This is a genomic window from Ruegeria sp. YTSA226 (assembly GCF_059609905.1).
Window position 1 is genome coordinate 343,331 of the sequence record NZ_JBXWMQ010000004.1, and the last position, 20,166, is coordinate 363,496.

Sequence of the window (20,166 nt, forward strand, 5' to 3'; positions counted from 1 at the left end):
GCTTTGGAGACATGATCCAGGCTGATCTGACAATTATCCTGCCAGAGATCGTTTTGGCACTATATGCGATGGCGGCATTGCTTGCGGCTGTTTACACCACCAAGGACGGGCTTGCGCCGACATTGGTCTGGGTGACAGCAGGGCTGATGGCGCTGCTGGCGTTCTGGATCGCAACAAATGGCGACGGAACAAACATCGCGTTTAACGGCATGTTTGTTGATGACGGGTTCTCGCGCTTTGCCAAAGTGGCGATCCTGCTATCTGCCGCAGCCGTTTTGATGATGAGCCAGGACTATATGACCCGCCGCGGGTTGTTGCGTTTCGAATACCCTTTGCTGGTGGCGCTTGCCGCTGTCGGCATGATGATGATGGTCAGCGCGGGTGACCTGATGTCTCTGTATATGGGTCTCGAGCTGCAATCGCTGGCACTCTACGTTGTGGCTGCGCTGCGTCGTGACAGCGCCAAATCCACCGAGGCTGGCCTGAAATATTTCGTTCTGGGCGCGCTTAGCTCGGGTTTGCTGCTGTATGGGGCTTCGCTTGTCTACGGCTTTACGGGTACCACGCTGTTCTCGGGCATCATTCAAACAGTTCACCACGGCGATGTGACCCTTGGGTTGCTGTTCGGGATGATCTTCCTGATCTCGGGGCTTGCGTTCAAGGTATCGGCCGTTCCGTTCCACATGTGGACACCCGATGTCTATGAAGGATCGCCCACACCAGTCACTGCCTTCTTCGCCACGGCGCCCAAAGTGGCCGCTATGGCCCTGTTTGCGCGCGTGTTGCACGACGCATTTGGAGGTGTCGTAAAGGACTGGCAGCAGGTGATCGTACTCTTGTCTGTTCTGTCTATGCTGCTGGGGGCCGTGGCTGCCATCGGACAACGCGACATTAAACGGCTGATGGCGTTTTCGTCGATTGCCCATATGGGGTATGCGCTGATCGGACTGGCGGCTGGGACCGAGCTGGGTATCAAGGCGATGCTGATGTATCTGGCGATTTACGTGACCATGAATGTCGGAACTTTCGCCTTTATCCTGATGATGGAACGGGACGGTAAACCTGTTACCGACATTGACGCCTTGCGCCAGTATTCCAAACGCGATCCGGGTAAGGCTCTGGCCGTGCTGATCCTGATGTTCAGCCTTGCCGGTGTTCCACCGATGCTTGGGTTCTTTGCGAAATTCGGCGTCTGGCAAGCGGGTATTGAGGCTGGCCTGACCGGTCTGGTTATCATGTCTGCCATCGCCTCGGTGATCGGTGCATTCTATTACCTACGGATCGTATACTATATGTATTTCGGTGCCGAGAATGACGACCCGATCGACGCAAATTCGTCTCCGGTTCTATGGGTTGCTCTGATGGGGTCAGCTGCATTGATGTTGGTTGGCGTATTCTATCAGTTTGGGATTGAGGGCGCAGCGGCAGCTGCAGCGGCGACGCTTGTTAACTGATTTCGACCATTGCCCGCGGCCTATTGTTCTTGTGACATGAGTGATTGGCCGGATGGATATGGGCTGCATGTATTGCAAGAGGTCGATAGCACTCTGAACGAAGCCGCCCGGATCGCGCCGATGGCTCAGGGTCCGGTCTGGATCCTGGCGCACCGCCAGACACAGGCGCGCGGTCGGCGCGGACGGGTCTGGACAAACCCCGAGGGAAATCTTGCCGCAACGCTGCTGATGCGGCCCGCAGGACGCCCGGAACAGGCCGCTCTGCGCAGTTTTGTCGCCGCCTTGGCCCTGTTTGATGCATGTGTGGCGGTCACCGGACGCATATCGGGTTTGTCGCTAAAATGGCCCAATGATGTGTTGCTGAACGGTGGTAAGCTTGCGGGGATTCTGCTGGAAAGTACCGGGCAGGGGCGGGACGTCTCGCATTTGGCAATCGGCATCGGCGTCAATCTCGCGCAGGCACCGGCTGCAGATAAAGTCGAACCAGGTGCGCTAAGGCCGGTTTCGCTGTTGTCCGAGACAGGGGCAGATGTCACCACCGAAGACTTTTTGACCGAGCTTGCATCGGCCTATGCGCGTTTCGAGGCCCAGTTTGTAACCTACGGGTTCGAACCCATCCGCGCTGCCTGGTTGTCCCGCGCAGCTAAGCTGGGCGAGGTCATCACCGCGCGTACTGTCACCACTGAGACGGTCGGGACCTTCGAAACGGTGGACGCACGGGGTAACCTTGTCCTAAACACCGCGAAGGGCCGCGTCAGCATACCTGCGGCAGACGTATTTTTCTGAAAGGGGCACCAATGCTTCTAGCCATCGACTGCGGCAACACCAATACCGTTTTCTCGATCTGGGACGGTGAGGAATTCGTCTGCACGCTGCGCACGTCTACGCACCATGCCCGTACGGCGGATGCCTATTTCACTTGGTACTCTACGCTGGTCAAACATTATGAGATCCAAGCTGATATCACCGATGTGATTATCGCCTCGACCGTGCCGCGTGTGGTTTTCAATCTGCGCGTCTTTGCGGACCGGTTCTTTGGCTGTCGCCCATTGGTCGTGGGCAAGCCGGAGTGTCTGCTGCCTGTCAGCCCGCGCATTGATGAGGGTACGGTCCCTGGCCCGGATCGCCTGGCCAATGCTGCCGGGGCGTTTGAACGGCATGGCGGGGATGTGGTTGTTGTCGATTTTGGAACGGCCACCAACTTTGACGTGGTGTCTTCGGATGGAGCATATGTCGGCGGCATCATCGCTCCAGGTGTAAACCTGAGCCTTGAGGCGTTGCACCAGGGGGCCGCCGCGTTGCCGCATATCGACATCACACGTCCGGAAAAAGTGATTGGAACAAATACGGTTGGCTGCATTCAATCTGGCGTGTATTGGGGCTATTCCGGTCTGATCGAAGGGCTGATTGCCCGGATAAAGGCGGAATATGGCATGCCGATGAAAGTCGTGGGAACCGGGGGGCTTGCGCCTCTGTTCGATCAGGCAGATGTTGGGTTTGACGCTATAGAAGACGATTTGACGATGCACGGACTGACCGTGATCCATCGCTATAACAAGGAAAATGGCTCAACATGAGCAGTGAACGACTGATCTATCTGCCCCTGGGCGGAGCGGGCGAAATTGGCATGAATGCCTATGTCTATGGCTATGGCAAACCGGGGAAGGAACGGCTGATCCTTGTCGATCTTGGCGTGACCTTTCCGGATATGGACACTACACCCGGTGTCGACCTGATCCATGCCGATATCAACTGGCTGAAAGAACGTGCCGACCGGCTTGAGGCGGTTTTTGTCACCCATGCGCACGAAGATCACGTCGGCGCTGTGGCGCATTGCTATGACGACTTGGGCGCCCCGATCTATGCACGCGCCTTCACCGCAAATCTCGCGCGTCGCAAGATGGAAGAGAAAGCCCATCCGACAGACGCGGTTCAGACCCTGTCAGCCTGGCCTGAACAGGTGACGGTTGGCCCGTTTACAGTCGGGTTTTTGCCGGTATCGCACTCGATCCCCGAAAGTGCGGCGCTTGTCATAGACTCGCCAGCGGGGAGGATCGTGCATACAGGGGATTTCAAGCTGGATGCCAACCCTGTGGTAGGTGAACCGTTTGATCAGGACCTTTGGGCAGAAATTTCAAAGGACGGTGTGAAAGCATTGGTCTGCGACAGCACGAACGTGTTTTCATCGCATGCGGGCCGCTCGGAATCCGAGGTAGGGCCCGAGATCACCAAATTGGTCGAAAATGCCAAATCAATGGTGGTTGCGACGACTTTCGCCTCGAACGTAGCGCGGGTGAAAACGCTGGCCGAGGCTGGCCAGCGCGCCGGGCGCTCGGTCGTTCTGTTGGGCCGTGCGATGCGGCGCATGATCGAGGCCGCGACCGAAACCGGCATTCTCACGGATTTCCCCAAGGTTATCAGCGCCGAAGAGGCCATAGATATCCCGCGCCAGAACCTGATGCTGATCGTAACCGGCAGCCAGGGCGAACGCCGTGCGGCCAGTGCCCAGCTTGCGCGTGGTAAATACCGCGGGATCGAGTTGAAGGAAGGCGATCTGTTCCTGTTCTCGTCGAAGACGATACCGGGCAATGAGAAGGGCGTGATCTTCATCATGAACCAGCTCAGCGAAAAAGGCGTTGATGTGGTGGATGACAGCTCGGGTCTGTATCACGTCTCTGGCCATGCCAACCGGCCTGATCTGGAAAAAGTGCACGCCATAGTCAACCCGCAGATGGTTATTCCCATGCATGGTGAACACCGACATCTGCGAGAACATGCTAAATTGGCCGAAGCGGGCGGGCGCACCGGGGTTGTGGCAGTCAATGGCACGATGCTGGATCTCAGCGGCAATGCCCCCAAGGTCGTCGACTACGTCGAGACAGGCCGAACTTATCTGGATGGAACCGTAAAGGTCGGAGCCTTGGATGGAGTTGTCCGCGACCGCATTCGCATGGCCTTGAACGGGCATGTAACCGTGACGGTTATTTTAGACGAAGAAGACGAACCGTTGGGTGAACCCTGGTGCGATACGATGGGCTTGGCCGAGACCGGAACATCGCGCGCAGCACTGGTCGAAGTTCTGGAAGAGGACCTGAACCAATTCCTCATGCGGGCGGATACCAAAACCCGGCGCGACGATGACAAGCTGGAAGAGGCATTGCGCCGGATCGTGCGTCAGACAGCAAAGACCGAGATCGGCAAAAAGCCCGAGGTGACCACGGTGATCAGCCGAATGAAGTAGGTTCGGCTAGAAGTCCTGTTCGGACATTGGATAGCCTTTGATCTGTAAGAACAGGCTTTGTTCTTCTTGATTGAGGAAGAACGGAACGCTTTGGGGTGGTTCGGGTCGTGTGACCCGGGCTGCAACTTCGGCCAGAACAACTTCGGTTATGAAGGGAAGATCAAGCTCGCGCGCCTTGTTCAACGGAACCCATTGCAGGTGAGACAACTCATCCGAAGCGCGGCCAAAGTCATCCAGATCGCCTTGCAGGGCGTCTGCATCTACCAAAAAGAATCGTGCATCAAACCGGCGCGTACGGCCGGGCGGGGTGACGGCGCGAAAAACAAACTGCAATGCCTGTGCAGAGGGCAGAAATCCTGCCTCTGCATAGCTTTGCCAGTCAATCGGCACCTCACCTGTCCAAGCGCCGGGAACTCCAAGCACCAAGCCGGTTTCCTCCCAGAGCTCGCGGATTGCGGCGGCCGCCAAAGCATTCTGCAGCCCGGGCGGAGACTGTTCAGCAAGCCGATCGCGGCAGAGCTGGGACATGTCAGCCGATAGCGGGACCAAGGCGTCCTCTGCGTCTACCGCGCCACCCGGAAACACGAATTTGTTCGGCATAAAAACGGCTTTTGCGCCCCTCTGACCCATCAAAATGGAAGGGTTCGTCATCCGGTCCCGCAACACGATAACTGTTGCAGCGTCCCGTATAGCCGTTTTGTCCGTACTCATCTCAGGGCCGACCCAATCATTCCGGTCATCGGTCCGTTTCGAACCCATGCATCCGTCGTGCCCACTGATAGGCGACAACGGCCCCTTTCATTCGCGGTAGCAGGAACAGTGTCAAGGCTGTACATCCGAATGCAAAAATCAGGAACATGTTCAGCGGGTCAGGGCGCCACTGGACATAAGAGATGTGCAAAGCGGGCGCCAGCAGGTGACCGACCAACAGGATCGTCAGATAGGCTGGACCGTCATCCGCACGGTGATGAAACAGTTCCTGACCACAGCTGCTGCAGCTGTCATTCACCTTCAGGTAGCTGTGCAACAGCTTGCCTTCACCGCATTTTGGGCAGCGGCAGCGGAAGCCTTTGATTAGCGCAGGCCGGGTTGGACGGTCGTTCTCGGATATTGTGTCGATCGTTTGATCTGTCATTTTGAAACTCGCGCATTCAGATTGCCCTGATATTGCGCTTGTTTTGCCCCACAGAAAAGGGGGGTGCGTCGCTTTGTGCCGCGATGAGATGTCCGGAAATTATGAGGTCGATGGCAGTGAGCAACAGAAAAAATTCAAATTGGGCGACGGAAACCGAAAACTGCACCGTTTTAACCTATGTGAGCAGCGACAAACCGGTCGCGAGAAACAAAGGAAAACGATATGAAAAGCGCGAAACTTATCCCGGCCATTCTGGTATCGGCCATTGCATTGACAGGCACAACCGCCTTGGCTGTCGGTCCGAAAGGCCGAGAGGACGTGACCTTTCAAGAGCTGGACCTGAACAATGATGGTCAGGTCACGCAGGAAGAAATGCAAACCTATAGGCAACAGCGTTTCACCAATGCCGACACCAATGGCGACGGCATGTTGAGCGTCGACGAGATGCAAGCGGCTAGCCAGAAGAAGGCGAATGAGCGTGTGAATCAAATGTTCGAAAAGCACGATGCCAATCAGGATGGCCTCTTATCCGATGATGAGTTGCCCAAGCCGCGCCGTGCTGGCAAGATGTTTGACCGCATCGACGCGGACAAAAATGGCACGATCTCGGAACAGGAATTTGCCGATGCGAAAAACCGGATGGGCTGGCATCACAAAAAACGTGACAAAGCTGGCACCGACGACAGCTAATGAAGGATGCGGGACCTGAGTACCTCATCAACGAGGGCTCGCAGCCAAAGTCAGGCTGCGGGCGACCCCGGAGACGATGCATTGTTGCGGCGGTTCGCCGAGGGTGACGCTGATGCGGCACGCATTTTGACCGATCGGCTTGGGCCGCGCAGTTTTTCGGTGGCGCTCAGGCTGTTGAACGACCGGGCCGAAGCCGAAGATGTCACACAGGAAGCCATGATGCGCCTATGGAAGATGGCGCCGGATTGGGTTGCTGGACAGGCAAAGGTGTCGACTTGGCTTTACCGAGTCACTCTGAACCTGTGTGTCGATATTCGGCGGAAGAAATCGGCGGACAGTCTTTCTGATGTTGCCGAACCTGAAAGCGATGCGATCAGTGCAACCGAACACCTTCAGGATGCCGCCAGGTTGGACGCACTGCAGTTCGCGTTGGCGCAACTTCCGGATCGGCAACGTCAGGCTGTTGTCTTGCGCCACATCGAAGAGTTGCCCAATCCCGAAATCGCGGGAATCATGGATATTTCCGTCGAAGCTGTAGAGAGTCTGACAGCTCGGGGAAAGCGGGCACTGGCACAGCAGTTAGCCGCAAGAAGAGACGAGTTGGGATATGCCGATGGATGAAAATAGCGACCTGAATCACCTGTTTCTACGTGCTCGGCAAGAAAATGAGCCGTTACCCGATGCACTCGCCCTTCGTATTCTGGCCGATGCGGAAACCGTTCGTTTGCAAAGGCTTCAGAAATCACCCCAAGGGTTCTGGGCACAGGCATTGGATAGTTTCTTTGGCTGGCAGGGGATGGGAGGCCTGGCGGCCGCGGGCATTGCTGGCATCTGGATTGGATTGACTGCCCCGGCCTTTTTGCCCGATCCGGCGACGTTGCTTTATTCGCAATCCTCTGGCTTCGAGGTTGCGGATATGGATCTGAATACAATCTTCCTGGAGGAAGGCGAATGAGCGAACAGTCAAAACCTAAACGCCGGTGGATGCCTGTCCTGCTGATCGTGTCCCTTGCTATCAATCTGCTAGTCATCGGTGCGGTTGTTGGCACGGCGCTGCGCGTCAGAAACAATGACCACGTCAAAGCCCCTCCGGGATTTGGATCGGCGCTTTATCGCGCGCTTCCCAAGCATGAACGCCAAGCGATGCGGGCCGAGCTTTCGGGCCTGCACCGCCAAGGTGTCGATCATCGGACGGCGGATTTTCAAGCCCTTGGCGACGCACTTCGCGCCGAACCCTTCGCAGCTGACGCTGTAGAGGCTTTGTTGGGTCAGCAGGCGCAGGTGATGTCAGAGATGCAGTCTGCTTTGCAGGAGCAGTGGCTGATCCGTGTGTCAGCCATGAGCCCGAAAGAACGCGTCGAATACGCTGATCGTCTGGAAGATGTGGTGCACCGAAAATCGAAAGCGGGCAGAAAACACGACTGACCGGATCAGGCTGCGTGATTCTGGACCATGACCTGATTGCGTCCCGCCTTTTTCGCAGCATACAGGGCCGTATCCGCAGATTTTATCATGTTGTCCAATGGTGCGGGTGGGATGCCCTGGCGAAACGTGTTGTCATCGGCCGTAATGAGGCCGATGCTGATTGTCACTGCGATTGGTTCGGCGGCCTCGGATAGGTCAAATGGACACTGGCAGATGTCGTTGCAGACGGTTCGTGCGATCCCCAATGCTCGAGGCCCCGTAGTTTCAGGCAGACCGATCAAGAATTCTTCGCCCCCGATCCGGGCCACAAAGCCGTCAGAACCAATGGAATTGCGCATGCGCTTGGCTGTTTCGATCAAGACCTGATCGCCTCCGGCATGGCCAAACTTGTCGTTGATTGATTTGAAATGGTCCAGATCGGCCACCATCACGGTAAAACCGCGCCCGGTCTGCGCAGACTGCCGGGCGATTTGCTTCAATGCTCGCATTGCATAGCGGCGGTTATGCAGGCCGGTCAGTGGATCCACCCAGGATTCCGCGATGCCACGCCGCAAAGAATCCCGCATCTGGTCAATTCGGCTTTTGCGGGCAAGCTGGTTATCAAGCCGCAACAGAGTTTCACGGGGGCAGAACCCCGCCATACAGATGGCATCCGCGCCACGATCCAGCGCTTCGGCAGCCAGAGACGCGTCATCCTTTCTCAAGATGCCGATCAGCACCGTGTGCCGTGTTGCCCCGCGCGATTTCAAATCCGCCAGAACACTCAGGCCTGAAGATTCGCCATCAATTTCGACAATAATCGCGTCCGGGATGGGGCCGGAAAGCAGGCGGTGAAGGTTCGATATCGTGTGAATTGACAGACTGTGATGCGTATGTTCGGACAGCGCCTTCTGCCAAAGCGCCCCGGTTTTAGCGGATTGCGTCAGTAGGGCGGCGCGCGCAGCTTTGGGTGGCGTAGCAAAGGCGCTTGTCGCTTCGGCAAATCCCAAACATGGCGATCCGCTATTGTCTTGCAATTCCTGCGTATCGGCGCGTGCCCTTAGCAAGCTGCGAACCCGAGCTAGCAACAACGTGTCCTTGAACGGGTGCGCCAATACATCGTCCAACCCATCTGACAATGCCCTCAACCTTGCGGATTTGTCGTTTTGCGGCGCGATAGCGACAATGGGTATATCCGCCAGATCCGGGTCGGCCATTACCACTTTCTTGACATCTGCCGCCGTTCCATCCGGCAATGACTGCGCGGTTAAGATCAAATCGGGGCGCACACGTTTCAACAGCCCATCAAGACCCCGCAGATTTTCCCCCTGTGCGACGTGATACCAGGCCGCAGTAAGCTGTACCTTCAGCATAATTCGATTGGTTGAGGTCCCGTCCAGGACAAGGATCGTTCCTTGCACCGACATATCAGTCACCGTTGATTGCATGCGTTGCTAAAGTGTTTATGACTCTGGTTAACAAACCCTTTCCAATATCAGATCAGGGGCTTCTTTATGCCAATTTCCGCTCAATCCGCCGAAACGCTGGCGCTGAATGCCCTTGCCTGGCTTGTCGGCAATGATGACCTGCTGCCTGTATTTCTGGGTTCGACGGGGGCTTCGGTGCAGGACATCAAAGACAGGGCGGCAGAGCCGGAGTTTCTGGGCTCTGTTCTGGATTTTCTAATGCTTGACGATTCGTGGGTAGTCGAGTTTTGTGACGTCAATTCTGTGCCGTATGATCAGCCGGGCCAGGCCCGCGCCTTGTTGTCCGGCGGCGCGGAAGTTCATTGGACCTGAAAGCCTACCGGGCAGGAGTTTCACAATGCCAATCCAAGCCATCCTGTTTGACAAAGACGGTACCCTGTTTGATTTCGCGGAAACCTGGGGCTCGTTCGGGCGCAATTTTTTACTGCGAGTGACGAACGGAGATCATGCCCGGGCGGCCGAGCTTGGGCAGGTGATCGGCTTTGACCTCGAACAGGTTGCCTATTCTGAGGACAGTGTTGTCATTGCGGGCACCGTCGAAGAAATCGCCGAGGTTCTAGAGCCGCACCTCCCGGAAATGCCGCGCGAAGAGTTGGTGGATCTGTTGAATGCCGAGTCGGCCTCATCTCCGCAAGCCCAGGCCGTTCCACTTATCCCGTTCCTTGAGGGGCTGCGTGAGGCAGGGCTGAAACTGGGTGTTGCGACCAATGACGGAGAAATGCCCGCATCCGAGCATCTTTCGTCTGCAGGAATCCGCGAACATTTCGATTTTGTCGCCGGTTATGACAGTGGGCACGGATTCAAGCCAGGCCCGGGTCAACTCTTCGCCTTTGCGCAGCATGTGGGGGTAAACCCAGAAAACATAGCAATGGTGGGCGACAGCCTGCATGATCTGCAGGCCGGACGGGCAGCAGGTATGAAGACGATCGGGGTTCTGACGGGTCTGGCGCGTGCAGAAACGCTCGAAGCGATGGCCGATGTCGTCTTGCCAAACATCGGACATATACCTGCTTGGTTGTACGAAAATGCGTGATCGGGCTGTGAATTCGGCGGTTCAGACGTCGAAACCGACATAGCCTGTCGCAGACAGAGCGGCCAACAGTACGCGTTCGGGGCTTGCTTCTAGAAAGCCAAGTTCCGAGGAGTGTCCAATGACCGACAAGAAAGCACGCAGAGGTCGCAGCGGAGGACGGGCCGGTGCCGCCGAGAGACGGGGCGCAGCGGTTATTGATCAGATGCCGTGGAGCCCTCCGATCAACACCGACAAACCAACCGAACCGTTGGACGAGATCGGCGTCGCGGCGATCCACGAGGGCGCAATGCGGATTCTCGAAGAGATCGGGATCGAGTTCTACAACGAAGAGGCAATCGGAATCCTGCGTGAGGCCGGATGTACGATCAACGGCGACAACGTTCGAATGGGCCGGGACTTTGTCATGGAAATGGTGCGTAAAGCCCCATCCACCTTTACCATCACACCGCGTAATCCCGACCGCGCAATCGAGATCGGGGGCAAAAACCTGCTGTTCGGAAATGTGTCGTCCCCGCCGAACTACTGGGATATGGAGATTGGCACCAAGGTACCGGGAAATCGCGAGATGTGCCGGAACCTGTTGAAGCTGACGCAGTATTTCAACTGTATCCATTTTGCCGGCGGATACCCGGTCGAGCCAGTGGATATACATGCCAGCGTCCGGCATCTGGATGTTCTGTACGACAAGCTGACTCTGACCGATAAGGCGATGCATGCCTATTCGCTGGGCAAGGAACGCGTCGAAGACGTCATGGAAATGGTGCGGATTGCAGGGGGTCTGAGCCATGAAGAATTCGAAGCCAAGCCGAGGATGTATACCAACATCAACTCGACCTCGCCGTTGAAGCACGATCAGCCCATGATCGACGGTTGCCTGAGGTTGGCGCGGCGCGGGCAGGCGATTGTTGTGACGCCGTTCACCTTGGCCGGGGCGATGGCCCCCGTCACAATGGCCGGTGCAGTAGCGCAATCCCTGGCTGAGGCTCTGTGCGCGATTGCATTGTTCCAATATGTGCGACCAGGGATTCCTTGTGTCATCGGTACGTTCACCTCGAATGTGGATATGAAATCTGGTGCTCCGGCTTTTGGAACGCCGGAATACATGCGGGCGACACAGATGACCGGCCAGATGGCCCGATTTTACGACCTGCCCCTGCGGTCTTCGGGTGTCTGCGCGGCAAACGTTCCGGATGGCCAATCTGTGTGGGAGACCTCGAACTCATTATGGGCGGCGGTGCAATCGGGCACCAACATGGTCTATCACGCTGCAGGTTGGCTTGAGGGTGGCCTGATCGCAAGCCCTGAAAAGTTCATTATGGATTGCGAGATATTGCAGCAAATTCAGCGGTATATGCAGCCGGAATTGACGGCAACCGGCCCTGACGAGATTGCTCTGGATGCAATCCGGTCAGTCGGCAATGACGGGCATTTCTTTGGCATTCAGCACACTCAGGATCGCTATACCACGGCGTTTTATCAGCCGTTTCTGAGTGACTGGAAGAACTATGAGGGTTGGGAAGTCGCAGGAGGCGTCTGGACCGCTGAGCGCGCGCATCACATGTTCAAGGAAATCATCACCAGCTTTGAAGCTCCGTCAATGGATGAGGGCATCCGGGAAGAGCTTGCCGACTTTGTCGCACGACGCAAAACCGAAGGCGGAGCGCCGACAGATTTCTAGCGTAATCTCAGTCACTTCCACTTCGATACTTGCGTGAATTCTATGTGGTGACGCCCGCGTGTTGGGTGTTTGTTAACAAATTTCAGAGCACACTGCGTGAGAAACCAATTTGAGGTCTCTCATGCATGGTCTGATCAACCGGGCGATTCAATCCTTTGTTGCGGTGACCTACGGGCAGCCGTGCTGGATGCGCGTGTTGGATTCAGCCGAACTGGGCTTTGCCGAGTTCGAGGCCATGCTTGTTTACGACGATGATATTACCGAGCAGGTATTGGATAAGGTATGCACGGTCCTGAAACGTTCACGCAGTGACGTTCTTGAAGACCTGGGAACGTACCTTGTGTCTCATCCCAACATGGAAGACCTGCGCCGTCTGTTGCGATTTGGCGGTGTCAGCTATCTGGAATTTCTCCATTCGCTTGATGATCTGTCTGACCGGGTCAGATTGGCCGTATCGGATCTAAATCTTCCGGCACTTGAATTGCACGAGCTTTCATCGACGGAATACAGATTGTCCTGCCATCCAGGCCTGCCTGGCTTTTCAAGCGTCATGGTTGGTGTATTGCGCGCGATGGCTGATGATTACGGGGCTCTGGCTATGCTATCGCATGAGGGCCAGCAGGGTGAGATCGAGTTTATCTCAATCGTTCTGGTAGAAAGCGCTTTTTCAGAAGGTCGGCATTTTGATTTAGGGGCGCGAAAACCATGATGAACGCGAATAATTTGGCAGAGCTTTTGCAAACCCTGTGCCCGATGTTTTTGTTGGTGAACGAGGATGGGAAAGTGACCCGCGTCGGATCAACCTTGCAAAAGCTGCGCCCTGAAAAGCCGATGGAAGGTCAGAGCTTTCTGGATATCTTTGAGCTGCTTCGCCCTAGGGCGGTTACCACGGTTTCAGGCTTGATGTCACAGGCTGGCACCAAGTTACAGCTCAGGTTCCATGACGCCCCGCGCACAGCATTGAAGGGCCTTATCGCTCCGCTGCCCAAAGGTAAGGGGGCGGTCATCAATCTGTCTTTCGGAATATCGATTTTGGATGCGGTTCGGGACTATGCCCTGACCAGTGCGGATTTCTCGGGCACTGATCTGGCGATCGAATTATTGTATCTGGTCGAGGCGAAATCGGCAGCGATGGAGGCGTCCAGATCTCTGAACCTGCGCCTTCAAGGGGCGATGCTTGCCGCCGAGGAAAAGGCATTTACAGATACACTGACGGGGCTGAAAAATCGCCGGGCGATGGATGTTCTATTGGATCACATGATCTCGTCCAAATCTCCATTCGCGCTGATGCATCTGGATCTTGATTTTTTCAAATCGGTCAATGACCAATTCGGGCATGCCGCGGGCGACTATGTGTTGCAACAAGCGGCGCGGATCATGGGTGAGGAAACCCGCGGAGACGATACAGTGGCGCGTGTCGGCGGGGACGAATTTGTAATTATATACAAAGGATTGACGGACGAGGGTGTTCTCTCTGCAATCGCCAGCAGGCTGATCGAACGTCTGCGGGAACCGATGAAGTTCGACAACGTGTCGTGCCAGGTTTCAGCCAGTATAGGCACGGCGCTTTCGACCCAGTTTCCATCGCTTAAACCTGCTGAGATTTTGCATGCGGCAGACCTTGCCCTGTATGCGGCCAAGCGAAATGGCCGGTCTCGCCACTGTCTATATTCGCAGCTTGTGGATCACTCACACAGATAGGTTTCCCCCTAAAGGAACCGGCAAAGTGTATGTGGTCAGACGACTCTATTTCGATGAAGAAAAAGCTTTGAGAACGGACGCTATGTGTTGCTGCACCAGTGGCAGTTCACCCACAACCGGTAAAACCTGTCCCTTGAACTTGGCCTTGCTTAATTCTTGCGGCACATCCTCAAGAACATGGCCACCCGTGCAGGCAAAAAATGGCAAACACAGGGTTTGGGCGCCGGTTCCTGCGGCGGCCACAGAAATCGAAGGGGCCTCTTCGACAAACCCAAGGCGCAGGGATCCAAGTGGTATCAGTTGCAACAAAGTGTCGCCGAATGCCGTTGCAACGGCGGAAGGGTTTCTGCTGCGGCCCGATCCATGCGCAGCGATCACAAGGTCCGTTTCTTGTGACCGCCAGTCTTTGTCCTGCAGCGTTCCCTCAAGGGTTTGCGCGACCAACTGGGGCAATTTCGGGTCCGCGCCCAAGGGATCCAGAATAGGGTTTCGGCGGTCACCAATACGTTTCGGCAGCACATCTGTGACAAACCACCCTTTGGCCATGAATAGGGGATAGATGACGGCGTCGCCGGGAATCTTGTCCAGTGCGCTGTCAAGTGCCCCAGGGGCTGCCAGCGTTGCAGAATGAACCGAAACACCGGCACACAGGGCATTTACATCGGCCGCATAAGCCGCCAAGACCGCTTCGGCTGGTTCTGGGTCAGAAGGTTGGCCATGGGTAACGATAAGGGCGTGTGTCATAAATCTGTCCTGTCCGCTTTAGCGATAGGTGCGTCGCGCCGTGTAAAAGTCAATCCGCCTGCCGCACCGTCAGCCCAATAGGGTCAGCCAAAACCAGATGCTCAGGATAGATACTGCCGTCCCCAACAGAACAGAGGATGCAGCAACCCGTTTGGCGCGGCCATAGATGTTTGCAAAGATATAGGCGTTGAAACCAGGGGCCATGGCGGCTGTCATCACTCCGGACCGGAATAGATCCTGTGGCAGTCCAAGGGTGGATCCGAAAAGCCAGAAAAGGCTCGGGTGCAGCAGCAGAGAAACGCCGCAGACAAAGGCGATCGCCCTTAGGTCACCTTCGGGTCTGTATTTAACCAGAACGCCCCCAAGCGCGAACAGCGCGCCGGGAAGGGCCGCGCGGGTCACCAGGCCAAGGGCATCATCCACAACGGCTGGCACGCCGAGCCCGGACAGATTTACGATGAAACCCAGTGAGATCCCGACAATCAGAGCGTTGCGAAACATCGCGGTCAGGACCGAGCGAACCATTCGCGATCCTCCGTGGCCTCGGTTCCGGATCACCTCCATTACCGTGATGCCTAGGCCGTAACAAAACGGCGAGTGAAAGGCGATGACGGCATAATTGCCCGTAAGGCTTTCAGGGCCATAAGCCCGTTCAGTAATCGGCAATCCCAGCAGGACGGAATTGGAGAACAGGCAGCAAAAACCGATTGCGACGCAATCTTCCCATTCGCGGTTGAAGATCAATCGCGCGCCGAACAGGCCGGCACAAAAGCAAAGCGCAGCAGCAGAGTAAAAGCTGATCAACAGCTTGGGATCAAAACTGACACTGAGGTCGAGATGTGAAATCGCAAGAAACAGAAGGCAGGGGATTGCAAAACCCTGAGTGAACTTCATCAGGCCATCAATGTGGTTTTCCTTGAAGTATCCAAGAAGAGTGGAGACGTAACCGGCTCCAATAACAAGAAAAACTGGAAGGATGACTTCAATGAGATTTTGCAGCATGTCAGCGTTCCGCAACAGTTATTCGCGCGGGAAAGGATATCTGCATGATCTCGGCCAGGGCTCTACAGAGCCTGATGTATCACCATGCCGTCATAAGCAGGGGTGATGTTGTCTGCGGTTTCTGCGTCGACCGTGGCATAGTCAAGATCGATATGCATGTTGGTCAGAACCGCGGTTTTTGGTTGCAACAGGTCGATCCAGCCAAGGGTCTTTTCCAAATGCGCATGGGTCGGGTGCGGGGACCGGCGCAGCGCGTCGATCACCAGACAGTCCAGACCCTCTAATGTGGTCCAGGCATCGTCATATATCTCTGCCACGTCCGGCAGGTAGGCCAGATTGCCCATTTTGAAACCAAGCGCGTCGATTGAACCGTGGTTCACCTTAAAGGGGTGAAATGGGATAGGGCCTCCGGGGCCAGTGATCTCGAACGGGCCGTCGATTGTCTTGAGGTTGAGGATCGGCGGGTAGGGTGAGTTTTCGGGTTGGATGAAGGCATAGCCAAATCGGCCCAAAAGATCATTCTGGGTGTCGCCATCAGCCCAGACCGGCACCCGTTCGCGCATGTTGAAGACAATCATGCGCAAGTCGTCAATGCCGTGGACGTGGTCGGCATGGGAATGGGTATAGACCACCCCGTCCAACCGCCCGGTGCCGGTGTCCAGCAGCTGGCTGCGCATGTCAGGCGTTGTGTCGATCAGAACCGAGGTGGTGCCTTCGGGCCCGTCACGTTCGACCAGCATCGAGCAGCGGCGGCGGATGTTCCTGGGGTTTTCGGGGTCGCAGTCGCCCCAGTGACCGCCAAGACGTGGCACTCCACCTGACGAGCCGCAGCCCAAAATGGTGCAGCGCAGCGTGGTCATGCCGCCGCCTTGTGAGAGGCGACCTTGGTGAAGAGTCTTTCGAAATTGGCCTGCGTCTGCGCCGCGAAATCGGTATAGCCCATGCCAAAGACCTCGGCGCCTTTGCGGGCGGTGTGGGCGGTATAGGCCGGTTCATTCCGTTTGCCGCGATACGGGGGGGGCGCCAGGTAAGGTGCGTCGGTTTCAACCAGGACGCGGTCTACTGGCGCATTTGCGAAAATATCGCGCAATTCCTGGCTTTTGGGAAAAGCGGCGATGCCCGACATGGACAGGTAAAACCCAAGATCCAGGGCGGACTGTGCCAGCTCGGCCGAAGACGAAAAACAATGCATCACACATGAATAGGGTGCATTGCCGTATTCTTCGGCCAGAATGCGGGCCATGTCTTCGTCCGCCGCGCGCGCATGAATGATCAAAGGTAGTCCGGTACGCTGAGCGGCCTCGATATGAACGCGCAGGGATTGCTGCTGAACCTGCGCACTGTCGGCGGTATAGTGATAATCCAGCCCGGTTTCACCGATACCAACAAACTTGGGGTGCTGTGACAGTGCCACCAGCTCGTCCACAGTTGCCATCGGTTCATCGGCTGCACTCATCGGGTGCGTGCCTGCCGCGTAGAATACCGGCGCGTGAGCCTCAGCTATGGCGCGCACAGTGGGTTCGTTCCTCAACCTGGTGCAGATCGTCACCATCCGGGTCACACCGGCTTCGGCCGCATTTGCGACGATCAGGTCCAACTGTCCTTCAAAATCGGGGAAGTCCAGATGGCAATGGCTGTCGGTGATTTGGGGGGTGTCGCTCATCTGTTCTGACCGGCGGTTTCCTGTATCTTGAACACCGTATCTAGGACCAGAGCGGCAGGGTCAAGGTTCACCGCCTGCCCGTGGCGGGCGCGGGCGGTGATCTGGGCTGCGGTTTCCGCCCAAAGGCGTGCCTGCTCCGGCGATCTGGACAAACGGGACAGGATATCACCTTCGTTCGGCGCGGCCTCTGGCGATGGCGGAGCACCAGTCGCACCGGTCACAGCAAGACGTGACAAGGCAATGTCGATCAGCGTCAACAGCAACTCGAACCGTTCGGCTGCTCCGCGCTGTGCGGCGGCCTCGGCCAGAGCCAGAGCGCGTTGTCTGTCCAGCCGGGGCAGGGTGCCCAGGATCACGATGAGCTCGGCATATATTTCGAGTCCGCTCAGATTTATCAGGCGGACGGCGTCCCCAACGGACCCGCTGGCCAGAGCGGCCAGATGGTCGGGGTTTCCAGTCAGCTCAACCCCGGTCTGGGTCAGTGCGGCGTTCATATCTTCGGCGTTCAGCGGCGAAAGGCGCAAGGTACGGCACCGGGATCGGATCGTCGGCAAAAGGCGGGACGGTTGATGCGATATCAACAGCAGCGTTGTCCGCGCAGGCGGTTCTTCTAGCATTTTCAGCAATGCGTTGGCGGCGCTGATGTTCATTTCATCCGCAGAATCTACGATGACGACACGGCGGCCCCCATCGGCCGAGGACAGGCCGAAGAACTTCCCAAGTTTGCGAATGTCGTCCACAACGATTTCATTTCGCAACCTGCCCTGATCGTTCACGGATCGTTTGATGGCGGCCAGGCCAGGCTCGGCACCAGCCAGAATACGATGAACAACCGGGTGATCTGGTGGAACCTCAAGCGTTTCAGGGGGAGGTGGCGCGCCAAACAGCCCGTCCTCTTCGACAGCCGGGGTCGCCAGCAGAAACCGCGCGATCCGCCAGGCCAGCGTCGCCTTGCCCACACCTCGGGGGCCGGTCAGCAGCCAGCCATGGTGCAGGCGATCAGAAGCATAAGCGCTAAGAAAGGCCTGCTCGGCCTCTGCCTGCCCAAACAGATGTGGCGTTTCGCGCGGATGAAGGGCACCGGGTGCCTGGTCCGGGATTGGGATGTCGTTGTTCATCAATCGTCTGTCACAAGGCTTGCATGACGATATCTGTCACATCGCGGGCAACGCTGTCCATGTCCCTATTGCCATCGACCAGGCGAAACCGGTCGGAAAATTCATCCGCCAGTTCCAAAAAACCGGCCCGCATCTTCTGTTGCAGGTGAATGCCGAAATCCTCGAACCGTTCTTCAGTGCCCTGCCGGCCCTTGGCCCGAGAGAGGCCGGTTTCAGGATCCATGTCGATCAACACGGTCAGATCCGGTTCACGTTTGATCATCAGCTTATGCAACTGATCGACCAAACCACGCAGGTCGCCGCGTGATAGGCCCTGATACATGCGGGTGCTATCGGCGAAACGGTCGCAGATGACGATCTTGCCCGCAGCCAAAGCGGGTTCAATGGTGCGTTCCAGATGGTCGCGCCGCGCAGCAGTGAACAGCAGGATTTCCGTCTCAGCTGACCAGCGATCGGGATCGCCTTCAAGCACCAGCCTGCGGATTTCCTCGGCCCCGTCAGAGCCGCCAGGTTCACGCGTTAGAACGACATCATGCCCGAGCCCGCGCAAATGCTCGGCCAGCATACGCGCTTGCGAGGATTTGCCTGATCCATCGATACCTTCGAAAGTCAGAAATAACCCGCCTGCCGTCACATCGCGCCCAACGGGTTACCAATGACATCTTTCGCGACAATGCCGCCAACTGTCATAATCCGCACGAAGAAACCGCCCTTTTCGACGCTTTCCGCTGCAACCAGGGGTCTACGGATCTCGGGCAGGCCATCGGGTTTGATGACAAGCTCAGCGATTTCCTGTCCTTTGGCGATGGGGGCCTCAAGCGGACCGTCATAGACTATTTCTGCCTCAACATTCTTATCCCCGAGAACAGGCAGCAGCAGTGTCAAATCCTCATGCGGGACAAGATCAACCGTTTTCGAAGTGCCCATCCAGATATCGGCTTGTCCTATCGGTTTTTCTGCTTCGGCAAGCTGCCTCTCGACAAAATTGCGAAACGACCAGTTAACGACGGCCTCAGCCTCCTCTGCGCGGCGGGCGACGCTGTCGAGCCCCGACAAAACGAAAATGACCCTGCGATCCCCCTGCTGTGCCGATCCTACAAGGCCATAGCCCGCTTCTTGCGTGTGGCCAGTCTTTAGCCCATCCGCACCAATCCCAAGTTTCAGTAAGGGATTCCGGTTACGCGAATTTGACGGCACCCGGTTGTCGAATTCGAACTCTTCCTCGGCGAACAGAGGGTAATATTCGGGAAAGTCGCTAATCAGATGGTCGGCCAGAATGGCGAGGTCATGCACAGACATCATGTGGCCTGCGGCTGGCCATCCGTTCGAATTCGCAAAGTTCGAATTATTCATGCCCAGCTGTTGCGCGCGTTGGGTCATGAACCGGGCAAACCCAGCTTCGGTTCCGTCCGGGCTGAGGGCTTCGGCGATAACAACACATGCGTCATTTCCTGACAGGACTATGATCCCGCGCAGCAGGTCTTCGACCCGGACACGGTCCTGCGTGTTCAGGAACATACTTGAGCCCTTATAGCTGGTCGCATGTTCGGAAACCGGAAGTTCCTCATTCAGTTCCAGGCGACCGTCCCGCAGCGCTTCGAATGCTACAAACAGGGTCATGAGTTTGGACATGGACGCGGGCGGCAACGGCTGGTCTGCGTCTTTGGACAAAAGAACGGTTCCTGTCGTTTGGTCCATGACATAGGCAGCACGGGCTTGGGTATCGAAAGCTTGTGCGGGCAGGGCAAACATAGCCAAACCGAGGGTCAGTACAGATGATCGAAATGAGGACAGCACGAGGGGGACCTCCTTTTGC

At 56.7% G+C, this 20,166-nt stretch carries 23 protein-coding genes; 13 read left to right on the plus strand and 10 right to left on the minus strand.

The window, feature by feature from the left end:
• Positions 1 to 11: 11 nt before the first annotated feature.
• From nuoN to AC2FFF_RS08770, 4 genes are read left to right on the plus strand one after another with little or no spacing between them, the layout of a single operon-like run.
• On the plus strand, positions 12 to 1,454 hold the full coding sequence (nuoN, locus tag AC2FFF_RS08755; RefSeq protein WP_271950168.1) for an NADH-quinone oxidoreductase subunit NuoN: 1,443 nt from the start codon (positions 12 to 14) through the stop codon (positions 1,452 to 1,454).
• A gap of 36 nt (positions 1,455 to 1,490) precedes the next feature.
• Positions 1,491 to 2,240: a biotin--[acetyl-CoA-carboxylase] ligase gene (locus AC2FFF_RS08760; RefSeq protein WP_281972819.1), complete on the plus strand. Its 750-nt coding sequence runs from the start codon at positions 1,491 to 1,493 to the stop codon at positions 2,238 to 2,240.
• A gap of 11 nt (positions 2,241 to 2,251) precedes the next feature.
• Entirely contained in the window at positions 2,252 to 3,031 is a 780-nt protein-coding gene (locus AC2FFF_RS08765; RefSeq protein WP_271950166.1) for a type III pantothenate kinase, read from the plus strand.
• Positions 3,028 to 4,695 (plus strand): ribonuclease J, encoded by a 1,668-nt coding sequence (locus tag AC2FFF_RS08770; RefSeq protein ID WP_281972820.1) that lies wholly within the window; start codon positions 3,028 to 3,030, stop codon positions 4,693 to 4,695. Before AC2FFF_RS08765 ends, AC2FFF_RS08770 begins: the two co-directional genes overlap by 4 nt.
• A gap of 6 nt (positions 4,696 to 4,701) precedes the next feature.
• On the opposite strand, the gene AC2FFF_RS08775 is transcribed toward AC2FFF_RS08770, so the two are convergent.
• Both AC2FFF_RS08775 and AC2FFF_RS08780 read right to left on the minus strand, forming a co-directional pair.
• The gene (locus AC2FFF_RS08775) at positions 4,702 to 5,406 is read right to left on the minus strand and encodes an NUDIX hydrolase (protein ID WP_281972821.1); all 705 of its coding nucleotides are present in this window, start codon (positions 5,404 to 5,406) and stop codon (positions 4,702 to 4,704) included.
• Between the two features lie 25 nt (positions 5,407 to 5,431).
• Entirely contained in the window at positions 5,432 to 5,830 is a 399-nt protein-coding gene (locus AC2FFF_RS08780; RefSeq protein ID WP_142634860.1) for a DUF983 domain-containing protein, read from the minus strand.
• A gap of 222 nt (positions 5,831 to 6,052) precedes the next feature.
• Here AC2FFF_RS08780 and AC2FFF_RS08785 point away from each other — a divergent pair, with 222 nt between their 5' ends.
• Genes AC2FFF_RS08785 through AC2FFF_RS08800 form a run of 4 tightly spaced genes read left to right on the plus strand, consistent with a single transcriptional unit; the run spans position 6,053 to position 7,945 of the window.
• A complete protein-coding gene (locus tag AC2FFF_RS08785) occupies positions 6,053 to 6,520 on the plus strand; it encodes an EF-hand domain-containing protein (RefSeq protein ID WP_142634858.1) in 468 nt (155 codons plus the stop codon).
• Between the two features lie 6 nt (positions 6,521 to 6,526).
• Positions 6,527 to 7,141: an RNA polymerase sigma factor gene (locus tag AC2FFF_RS08790; protein ID WP_281972822.1), complete on the plus strand. Its 615-nt coding sequence runs from the start codon at positions 6,527 to 6,529 to the stop codon at positions 7,139 to 7,141.
• On the plus strand, positions 7,134 to 7,475 hold the full coding sequence (locus AC2FFF_RS08795; protein ID WP_281972823.1) for a hypothetical protein: 342 nt from the start codon (positions 7,134 to 7,136) through the stop codon (positions 7,473 to 7,475). The genes AC2FFF_RS08790 and AC2FFF_RS08795 overlap by 8 nt, the downstream gene beginning before the upstream one ends.
• Positions 7,472 to 7,945 carry a periplasmic heavy metal sensor gene (locus tag AC2FFF_RS08800; RefSeq protein WP_496750639.1) on the plus strand — a complete coding sequence of 158 codons (474 nt, stop codon included), beginning with the start codon at positions 7,472 to 7,474 and terminating at the stop codon, positions 7,943 to 7,945. Before AC2FFF_RS08795 ends, AC2FFF_RS08800 begins: the two co-directional genes overlap by 4 nt.
• Positions 7,946 to 7,950: 5 nt before the next feature.
• Here the strand turns inward: AC2FFF_RS08800 and AC2FFF_RS08805 are convergent, their stop codons facing one another.
• Positions 7,951 to 9,351, minus strand: a complete 1,401-nt coding sequence (locus tag AC2FFF_RS08805) for a diguanylate cyclase (RefSeq protein ID WP_281972825.1) — start codon at positions 9,349 to 9,351, stop codon at positions 7,951 to 7,953.
• An 87-nt stretch (positions 9,352 to 9,438) separates the two neighbouring features.
• Between AC2FFF_RS08805 and AC2FFF_RS08810 the strand changes: the two genes are divergently transcribed.
• The 5 genes from AC2FFF_RS08810 to AC2FFF_RS08830 all read left to right on the plus strand — a co-directional run bounded on the left by AC2FFF_RS08810 (position 9,439) and on the right by AC2FFF_RS08830 (position 13,823).
• Positions 9,439 to 9,723: a DUF3572 domain-containing protein gene (locus tag AC2FFF_RS08810; protein WP_142634849.1), complete on the plus strand. Its 285-nt coding sequence runs from the start codon at positions 9,439 to 9,441 to the stop codon at positions 9,721 to 9,723.
• 25 nt (positions 9,724 to 9,748) lie between these two features.
• The gene (locus AC2FFF_RS08815; protein WP_142634847.1) at positions 9,749 to 10,444 is read left to right on the plus strand and encodes an HAD family hydrolase; all 696 of its coding nucleotides are present in this window, start codon (positions 9,749 to 9,751) and stop codon (positions 10,442 to 10,444) included.
• Between the two features lie 118 nt (positions 10,445 to 10,562).
• Positions 10,563 to 12,122 carry a trimethylamine methyltransferase family protein gene (locus AC2FFF_RS08820; RefSeq protein WP_281972826.1) on the plus strand — a complete coding sequence of 520 codons (1,560 nt, stop codon included), beginning with the start codon at positions 10,563 to 10,565 and terminating at the stop codon, positions 12,120 to 12,122.
• Positions 12,123 to 12,243: 121 nt separating this feature from the next.
• A complete protein-coding gene (locus tag AC2FFF_RS08825) occupies positions 12,244 to 12,831 on the plus strand; it encodes a heme NO-binding domain-containing protein (RefSeq protein WP_281972827.1) in 588 nt (195 codons plus the stop codon).
• Complete coding sequence (locus tag AC2FFF_RS08830; RefSeq protein WP_281972828.1) at positions 12,828 to 13,823, plus strand: diguanylate cyclase domain-containing protein; 996 nt, start codon at positions 12,828 to 12,830, stop codon at positions 13,821 to 13,823. The genes AC2FFF_RS08825 and AC2FFF_RS08830 overlap by 4 nt, the downstream gene beginning before the upstream one ends.
• A gap of 45 nt (positions 13,824 to 13,868) precedes the next feature.
• Here AC2FFF_RS08830 and AC2FFF_RS08835 read toward each other — a convergent pair whose 3' ends face one another.
• From AC2FFF_RS08835 to AC2FFF_RS08865, 7 genes are all read right to left on the minus strand, one after another.
• The gene (locus AC2FFF_RS08835) at positions 13,869 to 14,567 is read right to left on the minus strand and encodes a CbiX/SirB N-terminal domain-containing protein (RefSeq protein ID WP_282021415.1); all 699 of its coding nucleotides are present in this window, start codon (positions 14,565 to 14,567) and stop codon (positions 13,869 to 13,871) included.
• Positions 14,568 to 14,636: 69 nt separating this feature from the next.
• Positions 14,637 to 15,569 (minus strand): AEC family transporter, encoded by a 933-nt coding sequence (locus AC2FFF_RS08840; protein WP_281972830.1) that lies wholly within the window; start codon positions 15,567 to 15,569, stop codon positions 14,637 to 14,639.
• Between the two features lie 62 nt (positions 15,570 to 15,631).
• The gene (locus AC2FFF_RS08845; protein ID WP_271950144.1) at positions 15,632 to 16,429 is read right to left on the minus strand and encodes an MBL fold metallo-hydrolase; all 798 of its coding nucleotides are present in this window, start codon (positions 16,427 to 16,429) and stop codon (positions 15,632 to 15,634) included.
• Positions 16,426 to 17,232 (minus strand): TatD family hydrolase, encoded by an 807-nt coding sequence (locus tag AC2FFF_RS08850; RefSeq protein ID WP_281972831.1) that lies wholly within the window; start codon positions 17,230 to 17,232, stop codon positions 16,426 to 16,428. The genes AC2FFF_RS08845 and AC2FFF_RS08850 overlap by 4 nt, the downstream gene beginning before the upstream one ends.
• Entirely contained in the window at positions 17,229 to 18,350 is a 1,122-nt protein-coding gene (locus AC2FFF_RS08855) for a DNA polymerase III subunit delta' (RefSeq protein WP_281972832.1), read from the minus strand. The genes AC2FFF_RS08850 and AC2FFF_RS08855 overlap by 4 nt, the downstream gene beginning before the upstream one ends.
• Before the next feature lie 10 nt (positions 18,351 to 18,360).
• A complete protein-coding gene (gene tmk, locus AC2FFF_RS08860; protein WP_281972833.1) occupies positions 18,361 to 18,984 on the minus strand; it encodes a dTMP kinase in 624 nt (207 codons plus the stop codon).
• Positions 18,981 to 20,147: a D-alanyl-D-alanine carboxypeptidase family protein gene (locus AC2FFF_RS08865; protein WP_425595590.1), complete on the minus strand. Its 1,167-nt coding sequence runs from the start codon at positions 20,145 to 20,147 to the stop codon at positions 18,981 to 18,983. The genes tmk and AC2FFF_RS08865 overlap by 4 nt, the downstream gene beginning before the upstream one ends.
• Between the last annotated feature and the right edge of the window lie 19 nt (positions 20,148 to 20,166).